At 58.1% G+C, this 12,826-nt stretch carries 12 protein-coding genes; 3 read left to right on the top strand and 9 right to left on the bottom strand.

Annotated features, from left to right (window positions below; translation table 11 throughout):
- Window positions 1-219 precede the first annotated feature (219 nt).
- The gene (locus tag HMPREF2751_RS08900; protein WP_070595885.1) at window positions 220-1,494 is read right to left on the bottom strand and encodes an MFS transporter; all 1,275 of its coding nucleotides are present in this window, start codon (window positions 1,492-1,494) and stop codon (window positions 220-222) included.
- 261 nt (window positions 1,495-1,755) lie between these two features.
- Between HMPREF2751_RS08900 and HMPREF2751_RS08895 the strand changes: the two genes are divergently transcribed.
- Together HMPREF2751_RS08895 and HMPREF2751_RS10990 are read left to right on the top strand one after the other, a co-directional pair.
- Window positions 1,756-3,324, top strand: coding sequence for an NYN domain-containing protein (locus HMPREF2751_RS08895; protein WP_070549570.1), 1,569 nt, complete (start codon window positions 1,756-1,758; stop codon window positions 3,322-3,324).
- Window positions 3,325-3,353: 29 nt separating this feature from the next.
- Entirely contained in the window at window positions 3,354-3,479 is a 126-nt protein-coding gene (locus HMPREF2751_RS10990) for a hypothetical protein (RefSeq protein WP_255456202.1), read from the top strand.
- Window positions 3,480-3,523: 44 nt separating this feature from the next.
- Here the strand turns inward: HMPREF2751_RS10990 and HMPREF2751_RS08890 are convergent, their stop codons facing one another.
- Window positions 3,524-4,378 carry a PspA/IM30 family protein gene (locus HMPREF2751_RS08890; RefSeq protein ID WP_070595884.1) on the bottom strand — a complete coding sequence of 285 codons (855 nt, stop codon included), beginning with the start codon at window positions 4,376-4,378 and terminating at the stop codon, window positions 3,524-3,526.
- A gap of 161 nt (window positions 4,379-4,539) precedes the next feature.
- Here HMPREF2751_RS08890 and HMPREF2751_RS08885 point away from each other — a divergent pair, with 161 nt between their 5' ends.
- The gene (locus HMPREF2751_RS08885) at window positions 4,540-5,841 is read left to right on the top strand and encodes a serine hydrolase (RefSeq protein ID WP_070549571.1); all 1,302 of its coding nucleotides are present in this window, start codon (window positions 4,540-4,542) and stop codon (window positions 5,839-5,841) included.
- A gap of 104 nt (window positions 5,842-5,945) precedes the next feature.
- On the opposite strand, the gene trxA is transcribed toward HMPREF2751_RS08885, so the two are convergent.
- The 7 genes from trxA to rpsF all read right to left on the bottom strand — a co-directional run bounded on the left by trxA (window position 5,946) and on the right by rpsF (window position 12,602).
- Window positions 5,946-6,326 (bottom strand): thioredoxin, encoded by a 381-nt coding sequence (gene trxA, locus HMPREF2751_RS08880; protein WP_016421700.1) that lies wholly within the window; start codon window positions 6,324-6,326, stop codon window positions 5,946-5,948.
- Window positions 6,327-6,468: 142 nt separating this feature from the next.
- Window positions 6,469-7,317 carry a fumarylacetoacetate hydrolase family protein gene (locus tag HMPREF2751_RS08875; protein WP_016421701.1) on the bottom strand — a complete coding sequence of 283 codons (849 nt, stop codon included), beginning with the start codon at window positions 7,315-7,317 and terminating at the stop codon, window positions 6,469-6,471.
- 89 nt (window positions 7,318-7,406) lie between these two features.
- Window positions 7,407-8,603: an acyltransferase family protein gene (locus HMPREF2751_RS08870; RefSeq protein ID WP_070595883.1), complete on the bottom strand. Its 1,197-nt coding sequence runs from the start codon at window positions 8,601-8,603 to the stop codon at window positions 7,407-7,409.
- Window positions 8,604-8,745: 142 nt separating this feature from the next.
- Window positions 8,746-10,338 (bottom strand): replicative DNA helicase, encoded by a 1,593-nt coding sequence (dnaB, locus tag HMPREF2751_RS08865; protein ID WP_049170075.1) that lies wholly within the window; start codon window positions 10,336-10,338, stop codon window positions 8,746-8,748.
- A 735-nt stretch (window positions 10,339-11,073) separates the two neighbouring features.
- Window positions 11,074-11,526 carry a 50S ribosomal protein L9 gene (gene rplI / locus HMPREF2751_RS08860; RefSeq protein ID WP_005511982.1) on the bottom strand — a complete coding sequence of 151 codons (453 nt, stop codon included), beginning with the start codon at window positions 11,524-11,526 and terminating at the stop codon, window positions 11,074-11,076.
- Window positions 11,527-11,626: 100 nt separating this feature from the next.
- Window positions 11,627-12,193 carry a single-stranded DNA-binding protein gene (locus HMPREF2751_RS08855; protein ID WP_049170077.1) on the bottom strand — a complete coding sequence of 189 codons (567 nt, stop codon included), beginning with the start codon at window positions 12,191-12,193 and terminating at the stop codon, window positions 11,627-11,629.
- A gap of 121 nt (window positions 12,194-12,314) precedes the next feature.
- A complete protein-coding gene (gene rpsF, locus HMPREF2751_RS08850; protein WP_005511978.1) occupies window positions 12,315-12,602 on the bottom strand; it encodes a 30S ribosomal protein S6 in 288 nt (95 codons plus the stop codon).
- Window positions 12,603-12,826: the final 224 nt, after the last annotated feature.

The raw sequence follows: 12,826 nt of genomic DNA, 5'->3' as shown, positions 1-12,826 counted from the left end.
CGGCTAACCGCACGAAAACATTTCCCCCACATCAGCCAACCAAACACATAAACTGCCTGGCCGCGCTGACCTCCAGATACATTACACACATGCCCCTATTTAAGCGAATCCGCTGGTAGGACCTGGAAAACGAATCACTTTAGTTAACTCTGTACGCCAGATTTGAGCCTTCCTACGGCTCGGGCGCTGCTTTTCAGCAACTCAGCAATCGACCAATTACTAAGTCAGAGCCGCCTTGTCACCTGCGAGTCGTCGCCAAGCAGTGGCAGACGCGACCCCCATCAGCGCACCCGCACCCAGAAACACGCTGCCTGCACCCATCGCGGTAGCACCCAAGCCAGCAACCGGCGGCAGGATGACCTGCGCCAAGCGGTTACCCATCAGTCGGATGGATAGCGCCTGGGCGCGCACCTCGGCATCCACCAGAGAGCTCACCCACGTCATTGACATGGGCATGACAAAACCCCATGCCAAGCCACAGATACCAACCGCGACAACCATCAGCCACGCACTCTGTAGCCACGGCATTGCCAAAAGCGGCAGGACACCGGCACAAACTGCAATGATAAGGACTCGATTGCGATTAGCTCGGCGCAAAACAGTCGGCATGAGGGCTCGAGAAATAATCGCGAGGCCACTACGCGCACCAAGGATTGCCGTCACCTCGGCAACACTAAAACCCAGTTCACGTCCCAGCACCGGCACATATGCCGTCAACAGGTCAATGGCTACGATGACCGCAATTGATACAGCCATGGCGCTGGACATGCCGTCGATACGCAGGATGCTTAAGACCGATGCGCCGCTGGCTTCGGCCTGCGCCGGCCGCCTCTTGTCCATCCGGCTGCGGTCGCTAACAGTCGACGCCGGGGATTGCTCAGTTGAGCTAGCAGCTTGCACTTCGGCGGCTGCATTCGCTTCGTGCCGTCGATAAGCAGTTGCGACCGGCCAGCCGATAATCAGGGCGACCGCGCCGATTCCCGTCATCGCCCAGAGCGCAGAAGTTGTAGCGGTCATAGCGCTGCCGTCGTGGTTAGGAGTGAGCAGACCTGCACCGACGATGCCGAGGAACTGCCCGACGGAAATTCCGAGCGTGAAGTAAGCAAAGAGGCTATCGAGCCCGGCGACACCGCCACGCAGGTGCGAAACCATGCCTTGAGCGGCGATGAGCGTGGTCATGTGGGCAAACCCCAGGGCCACGTAGCCGAGCAGAAGAATAGGTAGGTTCGGCGAGAGCGCCATTACTGCTGCCGCGATGACGGTGGCGACGAGACCGGAGTACTTGACTTCGGTGGCGCGATGACTGTCGACAAGCTTGCCGGCGGGAAGCGCAATGATAAGAGGTACAAGTGAAAATGCGGCAGTGAACCAGCCGACGGTGGCGGCGGAACCGCCAAAATCGAGGACTCGCCAAGAAAGCAGCACGCGACCGCCATTGAAAACCGCTTGTCCCAACACAGTAATGAGAACCAATAGGCCGAACCAGCGTCTCATACCTGTTTGTAACTCCCCTTCTCCTGTGTGGTCGTACTCTTCGCGGGGCGATTTCTTTGCACGTCAATACCTAAATTGATCGGTGTTTTCTCGTCGACTCGCACTCCTGCCAACCCGCGAAGAGCGGTCAAAGTGATGCGGCTTATTAAGAATAGTCCCTGAAGTTAAACATGTTTAGCGCATAGAATGAATTATTCGGGCATCCTTGTCGATGTAACCGGTTTGCTTATTTAGTTAATAAAGAATCAGGAATTAGGAGCCATGCTTGAACGCACATTGGTGTTCGTCGATACGTCATATTTATTGGCGAGCTTTTACAACTCGTGGGAAACCGGAGCCCGCGGGCAATTAGAAATCGACCTTAGAGAAGTAGTTAGTGTCCTTGACCGAATGATTAACCAGCAGCTGAACCAGCCAGTTCAGCGGCAACTTTGGTACGACGGCATCCCGGAGTCGGGGCCGCATCGTTACCAGCGCTCACTGCGCACGATCGATGGTGTGCAGCTGCGCGCAGGTCAACTCATTGAATGGGGTGACCGACGGACGCAGAAGGCCGTCGATACTCGGCTCGTCGCAGACATGGTTGTCGCCGGCCTGCGCAACCAAGTTTCCGATATCGTGCTGGTCTCGGGCGATGCGGACATGCTGCCCGGCGTCGCCGAGGCTTCGGCTGCCGGTGTGCGCGTGCATCTCTACGGCTTCGGCTGGGACTCCATGTCCGGTGCGCTTCGCCATGCCTGCGATTCGACGACAATCCTCGATCCCCGCGAGGACTTCGCCGACGCCATGCAGCTCAACGTCCTCGAAGGCCCGATCCCACCGGTCGTCCGCACGAATAAGCCGCTGGGCGATGCCGAACCAATCGAGGATCTCGGCGCCACCTGCGTGCCGGATACGCGCATCACTCCTCCGGGCGAGGGCTCGCTTGACGACGGCACGGAGAACACTCCCTCCGCTGCCGACGGTGACGCTGCTTCGCCGGAGGCCGGCACTCCGGAGGTTCCGCAGGACCAGCGCGTTGTGCCATCCCCCACGGCTGACAGCGACTCCGACTGTCGCAGCGAAGACAATGCCGCAGCCACGCCGACGGCCAAGGCCGACTCGCCGAAGTTCAACGAGGTCGAGCACGCGGCCAAGATGGGTGCCCGGGAAATCCCGGCGCAGGCTGAGCACCGCGCTGAGGTAGAGCGCACCGGCGGTTCGGAAGCTACACGGGTGGATTCCGCTGCTTCGGGCGTTTCGGCTGCCTCACCAGCGCAGCCAACGCAGCCAGCACAGCCTTCTCCAGCGACCATGCCCGGCGCGACAGTCAACACTGGCAGTGGGGCTGGTAACGACACTGTGAACAACACCGGAGCCGAGCATGCAGGCGCGTCTGCCTCCGATTCCGCGTCGTCGACTGCAACCGGCAGTGGGGAGTCGGCGACGGAGTCGTCGACAAGCGAAGACGGTGCCAACACGAGTACGCCGAAACCAAGCCCGCGGCCGAATCCTTCGATGATGGCGCCAAGGAGGAAGCTGCGTAGTCGATACGTGCCCCTGCCGAACGAGGTGTGGGCATCCGCGGGTTTTCAGACGCCGTTCGATGTGGGACAGCAGTACGCGAACTGGTGGTACGAGAATATTGCGAACGAGCAGGCGCGCGATAGTGCCCACTTGCTCTCTGGTGGTGGGCTGCCACCGGACATTGATCGTCCGCTGCTGCAGTTTGCGTGCGAAACCCTGCACGAATACACGCTGACGGAGACGCAGCGCGTCAATCTGCGCGATGGTTTCCACGCCGGTATCCGCGGAGTGCTGCTCGCGCGGAAGAACGGCGAATTGGAGTAATAGCGCGCCTCACGGATTCGGCAGTTTCGGTGGCTTCAGCACTGCTGGCGCTACTGTCGCTGCTGGCGCTACTGTCGCTGCTGGCGCTGCTGGTGCGAGAAAGTGTCGGGGTTTATGTCAGTTTAGGGTGGTTTTTCCCGCTCAAACTGACATAAACCCCGACACTTTCTTGTTGACGATTGTTGGCAACTGGTGAACGCTACTTCGCTTCGTCTGCGTCCGTTGTGGTGTCCTCAACGGCCTCAACGGACTCGGCGGACTCGGCGGACTCGGCGGCCTCCAGCTCGCCGGCGTTATCCTTCGCGGCAGAACCGGATTCGAGAGCAGCGTTTTCATTATTCATCTGGGCACGAATTTCGGCCAGACGCATGTCAGCAGCGGCATCGCGAGTCGAAGTCTCGATCTCAGCCATACGACCTGCCTGTGAGGATTCCGCGAGCTCCTGAGCGCCCAACGCATTGGCGTAGCGGCCTTCAATCTTCTCACGGACCGAATCCAAAGTCGGCACATTCGGATCCTCGGAAATACCCTGCATGCTCTGGAGAGTCTTCGACGCGGTCTCTTGCATCTTGGCCTGATCGGCCTGCGACTCCAGCTTGCGGATATCCTGCTTAATCTGCTCGTAGCGAGCCTGCGACTGCTGCGCCTGACGCTGTGCCTCCTCAGCAGCAGATACGGCCTGCTGGTGGAGCTGCGTAGTATTTTCCAGCTCCTTTTCAACATTCACCAGCTGGGTGGCAAACACCTCAGCAGTGCTTTCCATCTTCTGTGCAGTGGCCTCATCGCCCTTGGCACGAGCTTGATCCGCATTGGCGAGTGCCTGCCGGGTGTTCTCGGTAATCTTGTCACGCTCAGAGGTCAACCGCCCCAGCTGCATTTCCAGCTGATTGCGGTTGCCGATGATAGCCGCAGCCTGACGCTGAATCTCCTGATGGCGCTGACGCTCGGCCTCAGCTGCCTGTGCAATCTGAACCTTAGGATCCGCATTGTCCTCGATCTTCTTATCGAACGAAGACATCATGTACTTCCAGCCCTTGGCAAATGGATTAGCCATGCAAATCCAACCTTCCTCAACATATGCGGAATAACTAATCGGAACCGAGAAGATTCCATCTCTTAAAAAATTGTACGTGAGCTAGCTCGCTCTCTCTCGGCAAACGGAAAGAGCTGGTTACCGACAAGCAAGACTCCCCCAGAGTTGTAAACTCTCTAAACATGGTTCATTGCCCTCAACGCACGTACCGCGGACTGGCCGCGAGTCTCGCCGCGGTAATTACTCTGTCAGCAACTGCGCCGCTGGCTAACGCGACAGTCACCGCAACTGCTGACTCCACCGATACCGGTGCATTTTCGCAGGTAGTCGTAGCAGCTCCATCGTCAACGGAGCCGGCTAAGCCCTCCGACGCAAAAACCAAGAAGACCACCGAAAAGCCAACTGAAAAGGCTCCCGAGAAGAGCACAGGGCGAACCGCAGAGAAGTCGGCGGAACAGTCGGCTGAGAAGTCGACCGAGAAAACCTCTTCACCGACATCGGAAACGTCCTCGACGGAGCCGTCGGAAAGCACTGTGAAAAGTGAGCCGAAGGAGTTTCCCCCACTTGTGCCAGGGGCGAAGACCCAGTGGGGCCTTGGCGTGCAAACTCGTCTCGACGAAGTGACTGAGAAGTTCGACGCTAAGGGCGGCATGCTCGGCATGGGCATTCTGGATCGCCAGACCGGTGAGTTCATCTGCAACTCACACTGTGATGATGTTTTTCGCCTCGCCAGCCTGATGAAGGTATTCGTCGCCGACGTTGTGGCCTATTCCAACTACACGCAGCCGAAGAAGGGCGAGATTGTCGCTGGCCAGGGTGATATGCCGGTTGAGGGCAACCCCGACGCCATGCTGCGCGACGACATGATTCGATACTCCAACAACGAAGCAACTGACGAGCTGTGGGATTCCTACGGCGGTGTACGCATCGTTGACAATGTCCGACAGCGCTACGGCCTCTCGGATAAGACTGTCGGCTCACCTATGTGGGGAGCCACCACCAGTACGCCAGCCGACATGGTTGCCTACTTTGACCGGATGCTGAGCGAAGAAGGCGGGCTGAGCGACACGGAGACCAAATACATGCGTCAGCTGATGTACTCACTGCCGCGCTACTCCTACGGCGATGCAGACCAGAACTTCGGTCTGCGTGCAGCGCTACCGAAGGAAACGATTGCCAACAAGTCCGGTTGGTACGAAGAGCAGCACACCACTGCCGGATTCCTTGGCGACGATGACCGTTACGCTATCGCGGTTCTGGGCAAAAACCTGACCGCCAACGAACTCACCGAAGCTGTCAAGCACGTGTTCCCAGACGGGCAGGTTCTGCCAACAGGTGAGAAGGAGACAAAGCACGCCCGCACCAGCGCACCACTGTCGATTGAGGAGGACTCAAACAAAGTCGCTCCAGCCCTGTGGGCGCTAGTAGCAGCACTCGCTGGCTTTGGTATTGGCTGGCTCATTCGTGGCCAGCGCGCGGACTAGATACAAAAAGCCCCCGCGCGCTTGAGGGCTAGTTCAGGCGCGGGGGCTTACGCGGAAGTGCTCCAAGTCGGAAAACGCACAGTATGCGGGCTGAACCGCAGAGTTTACTCGGTAGCGCTATCCTGTGCGGCCTGCTCGGCAATTTGCGCACGGACATCATCCATGTTCAGCTCCGAAGCCTGGCCAACCAGATCGCTCAGGGCGGCCTCCGGCAGCACACCAGAGTGCTGGAACAGCAGGATTCCCTCGCGGAAAACAAACAGCGTCGGAATCGACTGAATGCCCAGGGCTGCCGAAACCTCCTGGTTGGCATCGGTGTCCAGCTTTGCGAACACTACCTCTGAGTGCTTCTCGGAAGCCTTCTCATAAATCGGGGCGAACTGGCGGCACGGACCGCACCAGGATGCCCAGGCATCAACGAGCACGATGTCGTTGTTCTGAATAGTCTCAGCGAAAGTCTCGTTCGTAATATCAACAGTTGCCATGGGTCTAACTCCTCTTACTCTTTAACGTCGTGTTCTAACTTCACGTTCTTTACGTAGGTTTTTACCCGTTAGTCTCCCACAACGCACGCGGGGGTCGTTTCATTCCCGCCGGGTTCGCGGGAACGTCGTAAAGCGGCGCGTGCTAGTGGTTGATGCGGACAGTGTTGGCCTGTTTACCCAGGCCATCGATGGTGATGACCATTTCCTGGCCATCCTGAAGGTAGGTCTGCGGGCTCATGCCGTGGCCAACACCCGCCGGCGTTCCCGTGGAGATGACATCGCCCGGGTTCAGCTGCACGAACTGTGAGATGTAGGCGATCAACTTCGCCGGGGAGAAAACAAGGTCCGCAATCGGTGCATCCTGGCGCAGCTCTCCGTCGACGTATGTGCGCACCCGCGCGGAGTCCGCATCGAAAGCATCGGCCGTGAGCATCCACGGCCCGAAAGCACTGGCGCGCTGCAACGTCTTCCCCTGTAGCCACTGCGCGGTAGCGTACTGGAAATCGCGCTGAGTGAAGTCATTCATAATCGCGTACCCAGCGATAGCGTCCTGTGCCTGCTCCTCCGACACCCGCAGGCAGGTCTCGCCGACGATAACCGCGAGCTCGCCTTCGTAATCGAGCTTCTCCGCGCAGGCCTCCGGCACTCGGATATCATCCTTCGCACCGGCGACGGCATCGGCAAACTTCGCGAATAACGTTGGCACCTCGGGGCGCTGGTGCCCCATCTCGTCGATGTGTGCGGCATAGTTCAAGCCGACGCAGACGATTTTGCCCGGCCGCGTAATCAGCGGTGCGAACGCCCACGCGCTCTCCGCCATGACGTTGTCAGGGTTGTTCCCCGCCTCCGCCAAGAGTTCTTCCGCTTCACGACGCCACGTTGGCCGCGCTAACACATCTCCGAGACAGTGGTCATCAAAAAGGACCGCTACCCCGTCGCCGAGAACAGCGGCGCGGGTTGCACCCTGATATCGCAACGTTGCTAGACGCATGGCTTTCTCATTTCTTCATGGCTATTCTCTGTGTCACTTCTGCCGCCTGATCGGCTCCCGGTTCCACGCTACCGCCTTGTTGAGCTGAATTAGGAAGCAGGTTCGCTCTTAGGCTGCCGCGGAGCCTCGCCTTCAGGCAGGGAAGAAGGATTCTGACTGCGCTGAAGGGCACGCTGCCCCGGCGTAGTCATGCGCACTACCCACGCAGGACGGACAAAGAGCCACCCGGCACCGATGGCAAGCAGCAACCTGTGCAGACCAAGACACAGCATCGCCGCAATGATAGTCACCAGCGGCGTCATGATGACCAAATGTGGGTCCTTCGGCAGAATGAGGTCACAAATAATCATGACCACAACCAACATTGGAATGTGCATGAGGAAGATAGGCAGCGTTCGGCCGCCAACCTTTTCAAAGGGCACAACTAGGCGAGTGTTCTGCAGCATCGCCATAATATTGATTGCAGCCAGTGCGCCAGTGGTGGACAGGTACACGCGGGTGAAGCCGACGTTGCCTTCGTTAAAGCTCGAGTAGGTCGCCTGCACCCAGATCGCCACCGACAGGAACGCCGTCAGCGTCACTAGCAGTGAGAGGCCGCTGCGACGCTGTGCCATCCGGAAAATCCAGGGCGCACCGTACATGCCCAGCACGTAGAAGAACAGCATCTTGGTGACAAAGTCCCACGACCAGCTGGACGAGGCAAAAGGTGCCCATGCACTAATGAGGCCTGTAACGATGAGCTGAATCACCGGATGTACCCAGCGAAATGCTCGTGTGAGAATTGCGAACAGCGCCAGCGCCCACAGGAACCAAAGGTAGGAAGTTGGTTCGATGATCGCGTGAAGCGTGTTGTAAATTCGCGGCCCCCACGCGCTGTGGTCCGTGATCGGCGGCGGAGATACTATGCCATCGGCATCCACGTGCGTATACGGCATGAGGAAAAGCACGAAGTCACGCAGTGGAACCCAAATCACGTAGAGATAGAGCATCACCCAGATTCGGCGATTGGCTAACTTATGCCACGACTCCTTAAGTGCCTTGCCGGCGAACAGCCCAGATAGCAGGAAAAACAGCGGCATACGGATTGGTCCGAGGAAGAAGTTAATCCCCGCCCACTGCGCCGTGTAGTAACCGTGCGCTTGCAGCTCTGTGATGGCATGGCCAAGCACAACTAAAAGAATGCACAGCCCCTTAGCCGCATCTACCCAACCGACGCGCTGTTTCGGCGCACTCTTCTGCCTTTTCGCTTTGGCCTCCGCTGCCACGGGAGCGGCAGTTGGTGACATAGTGCTTCCCCGCTTCCCGACGACTCCGCGTAACCCTCAAAACCTTCAAAACCATCAACGCACGAAAACTCGCCCTATTGACTGTCACTCACCTTACCTAGCCACCCGGATTGCACTAATTCTGGGTGGCTAGGCCAGGCACCTAGAGAGAACCGCTGGGCTCCTCCGCCAGGTTGGCGAACCTGGAGTAATGCAGCTGGTGGGCCACAGCAATGCTTCCGGTCGGTCCACCACGGTGCTTTGCGACGATAATATCCGCCTCACCAGCACGTTCATGGTCAGCCTCCTGCGAGTCCGGCCGGTAAATCAGCATGACGATATCGGCATCCTGCTCCAGCGAACCCGACTCACGCAGGTCCGAGACCTGTGGCTTCTTATCTGTGCGAGCTTCCGGACCACGATTCAGCTGCGAAATTGCAATCAGCGGTACCTCGAGCTCCTTCGCCAACAACTTGAGCTGACGGGAGAACTCCGAGACCTCTTGCTGCCTGGACTCGACTTTTTTACCCGAGCTCATCAGCTGCAGGTAGTCGACCACGATCATCTTCAGATCGTGCTTCTGCTTCAGCTGACGTGCCTTCGCGCGAATTTCCATCATGGTCAGGTTCGGCGAGTCATCAATAAACAGCGGAGCATCACGAATCTTGTCGCCGACCTCGACCAGCTTTGTCCAGTCCCGCTCATCCAGGTCACCGGAGCGCAAAGATGCCATGTTGATCTTCGCCTCTGCGGACATGATGCGCATCATGATTTCATTGCGCGACATTTCCAACGAGAAAATTGCGCTGGTCATGCCGTTGCGAATCGAGGCCGAACGCATGAAGTCCATTGCAAGCGTGGACTTACCCACACCCGGACGGGCCGCAATAATCACCATCTGACCTGGGTGAAGGCCATTTGTCAGCTTGTCCAGGTTGGTAATCCCCGTCGGCACACCCTGCGCCAGACCGCCGTTTTGGGTAATAAGATCCAGTTCCTCCAGCGTGTCATCCAGGACATCGGCGATGGGAACGTAGTCATTCTTCGTGTTCTCACGTCCAACGCTGAAAATGAGCTGCTGCGCCTCATCCACCAGCTGCTCCGGCTCCGTGTCCTCCGCGCCCGCATAGCCAATCTGGGCGATCTTCGTGCCGGCCTCTACCAGGCGACGGATTGTCGCCTTCTCCGCAACAATGCGGGCATAGAACTGCGCATTCGCCGCCGTTGGCACCAGGGAGGCCAAGGTGTGCAGGTACAGCGGACCACCGATGCGCTCCAGGTCTCCAGTTCGATCCAGACGACCTGCCAGCAAAATGGGGTCAATTTCCGAGGACTCACCGTAGAGGTGCAAAATCGCCGAGTAAATCGTCTGGTGCGCCGGTCGGTAGAAATCCTCCGGTGTCAGCTGCTCGTACACATCCGCAACGACCTCTGAGTTCAGCAGCATCGCGCCGAGCACACTCTGCTCCGCCTCGATATTGTGCGGCGGGGTGCGCTCAAAAGTCGCGCCCGCGACCGCACTCGCACGAGCGCCACGACCACGGTCTCGCTCCCAGTCCCGCGCCCCAGATCCGCTTGCCGACGATCCGTTGCCCGAGCTCTGAGAGAAGGAATACTCCTCCGGTGGCGCATCCTCTACCGGCGGTTCCGGGGGCAGCGGAACGTCATCGAAGGAATCATCGTGGGAATTCACCGAGTAGGACGACGCCTCGTCCCCTGCTCCTGAATGACCACCATCACCTACAGGCTGACTCATCGTGAGCAGCTCCTCCCCTTCTGGACCACTTAGGTGCCTTTTCAACCCTGTTGCTGACTGACCGTCACACTCAATATGCCTGTTCCGCCCGCCAGCATTGGACACCTGACTACCTACCGCAGTTATACCTGCTCGAGCGGATTGACGGACCTGTAAAAGTACCCTTTAAGGCCCCAGAAAACAATCCTCGACAGGGGTTATCCCCGAAGTTATCCACAGCACCTGTGGATAAGCCTGGGGAGAACATGTGCACAATCAAGAAAAGTCCAGGTGAACGGTCCGTAACCCTAAACCGCCGCTTGAATGTTAACGGGGGTAGCGGAGTTTCAACCCGAAAATATTCTATCTACGCAGGTCAGTGCGTATTTGCCTTAATCCTGCACAAATGTAATCCTCTGTTACCCCTTTAGCATCGATGCTGCTCATGCGGAGATTATTAACGATGAATTAATAAAAATCTCGTGCACTCCAGAAGAGTTATCCACGGCAGCCAGGCAAGTTACCCACAGGTTTATCCACAGAAATCATTGTTAGCCTGTGGACAAGTCGTAGACGCTCTTTCCAGCACCTGCATAAAAGGCTTTAAACCAGCCTTAAACCACGAAAAGCCCTGACCTTTCACTACGAAAGATCAGAGCTTCACGTGTGCTGTTGTCATTGGGCCTCAGAGCCCGCGCAGTCTTTAAACGCGGTGCTCGTCAGCCGCCGTCAAAGTAAAAACTCTAAACCGCGAACTTACGCGGCGACGACCTGTACGGAAACATGCGCGGTAATCTGCGGGTGCAGCGCGATGTCAACGGTGTGCTTACCAAGGGACTTGATCTGGCTCGGAGCAAGCACGACTGCGCGCTTGTCGATAGCCTGACCGGAAGCCTTACGAACTGCATCGGCGATGTCACCCTTGGTGACAGAACCGAACAGCTTGCCATTTTCCGAAGCCTTCACAGCAACGGAGACGTTGTCGAGCGAATCAATCTTCTGCTTGACTTCACGTGCATGGTCGAGGTCGCGGATAGCGCGAGCCTCCTGGGCACGACGAATGCCCTCGATCTGCTTTTCTGCGCCGCGGGTGGCAACAATTGCCAGTCCGCGAGGAAGCAGGTAGTTACGTCCGTAGCCGGCCTTGACCTCAACGATGTCGCCTGCGACACCGAGCTTGTCAACGTCGGCGGTGAGGATCAGCTTCATGATCCCTGCCTTTCGCTGGATATGTCTTTAAAAGATTATGAGAATTGTGGATGCTAAATCTGCTGCAAACTAGTCACGTAGTGCCGTGGCTGGAAGGAGCTTAGAACGGAGGCTCATCGCCGCCGAAGCCGCCACCGGCCGGAGGAGCTGAGTTCCACGGATCTTCCGCAGGAGCTCCGCCACCAAAACCGCGATCGCCCTGTCCACCCTGGTTGCCCTGGTTTCCACCAAAGCCACCGCCGAAACCACCACCGGCATTTCCGCCCTGGCTGCGGTTGCCGCCGCCAAAGTTTCCACCGCCGTTGCGTGGAGTGCGCGTGACCTGAGCTCGAGCGAACTTCAGGGACGGGCCCACCTCATCGACCTCAACCTCAAAGACGGTACGACGCTCGCCCTCGCGGGTCTCGTAACTGCGCTGGCGCAGACGACCCTGGACGATGACGCGCATGCCCTTGGAGAGACTTTCGACAGCGTTCTCCGCTGCCTCACGCCACAGGCTGCAGGTGAGGAACATGCCCTCGCCGTCAACCCACTGGCCATCTCGGTACACCCGCGGAGTCGACGCAACGCGGAAATTCGCCACGGCGGTGCCGTTCTGGGTGTACTTAAGCTCCGGGTCAGCAACCAGGTTGCCAACCACCGTGATTTGTACGTCTCCCTGAGCCATGCTTCTTCTCCTCGGTTGTATTCTGTCGAGCTGATGATGGGGCTTTCGCCCGCTATCCTACGGCTTTCGCATTACCGGTGTGCCCCATTCGAGCACTCTGGCTACGCAAATATGACGCAGATTAACGATCAACCCGCAGCACCTTGGTGCGCAGGATGCTGTCGTTCAGATTCAGACGACGGTCGAGTTCCAGCACGGTTGCGGACTCGCAGGTGAGGTCGACGACAACGTAGATGCCGTCTTCCTTCTTCTCGATCGGGTAGGCGAGGTGGCGCTTACCCCAGATGTCCACCTTCTCCACCTTGCCGTTCTCCTTGCGGACAACGTCGAGGTACTTCTCCAGGGACGGGCCTACGGTGCGCTCATCCTGAGACGGATCGATAATAATCATTACTTCGTAGTGACGCACGGACCTCATCACCTCCTATGGTCTAGTTCTTGTATTTCGGCTACACAGCGTGGTGCGCTGGCACTGTCTTTCATGCCAACCGCTATGCAGCAGGAGGATCGTTGCGTCAAGCAACCCTGCCAGGGTACCGCAGGCAGAGGTATATGTCCTAATCGCAGGCGCCATCGGCAAGCAGTACTGGCAAGCGGTGTCAGGGCGCCGAATAGAAAGAGACGCACACAGAG

It is taken from the genome of Corynebacterium sp. HMSC063G05 (assembly GCF_001810555.1).
In the GTDB taxonomy this organism is placed as follows: Bacteria; Actinomycetota; Actinomycetes; order Mycobacteriales; family Mycobacteriaceae; genus Corynebacterium; species Corynebacterium jeikeium_D.
Note: the sequence above shows the minus strand (reverse complement) of the source record. Positions and strands in the feature narration are given on the sequence as shown.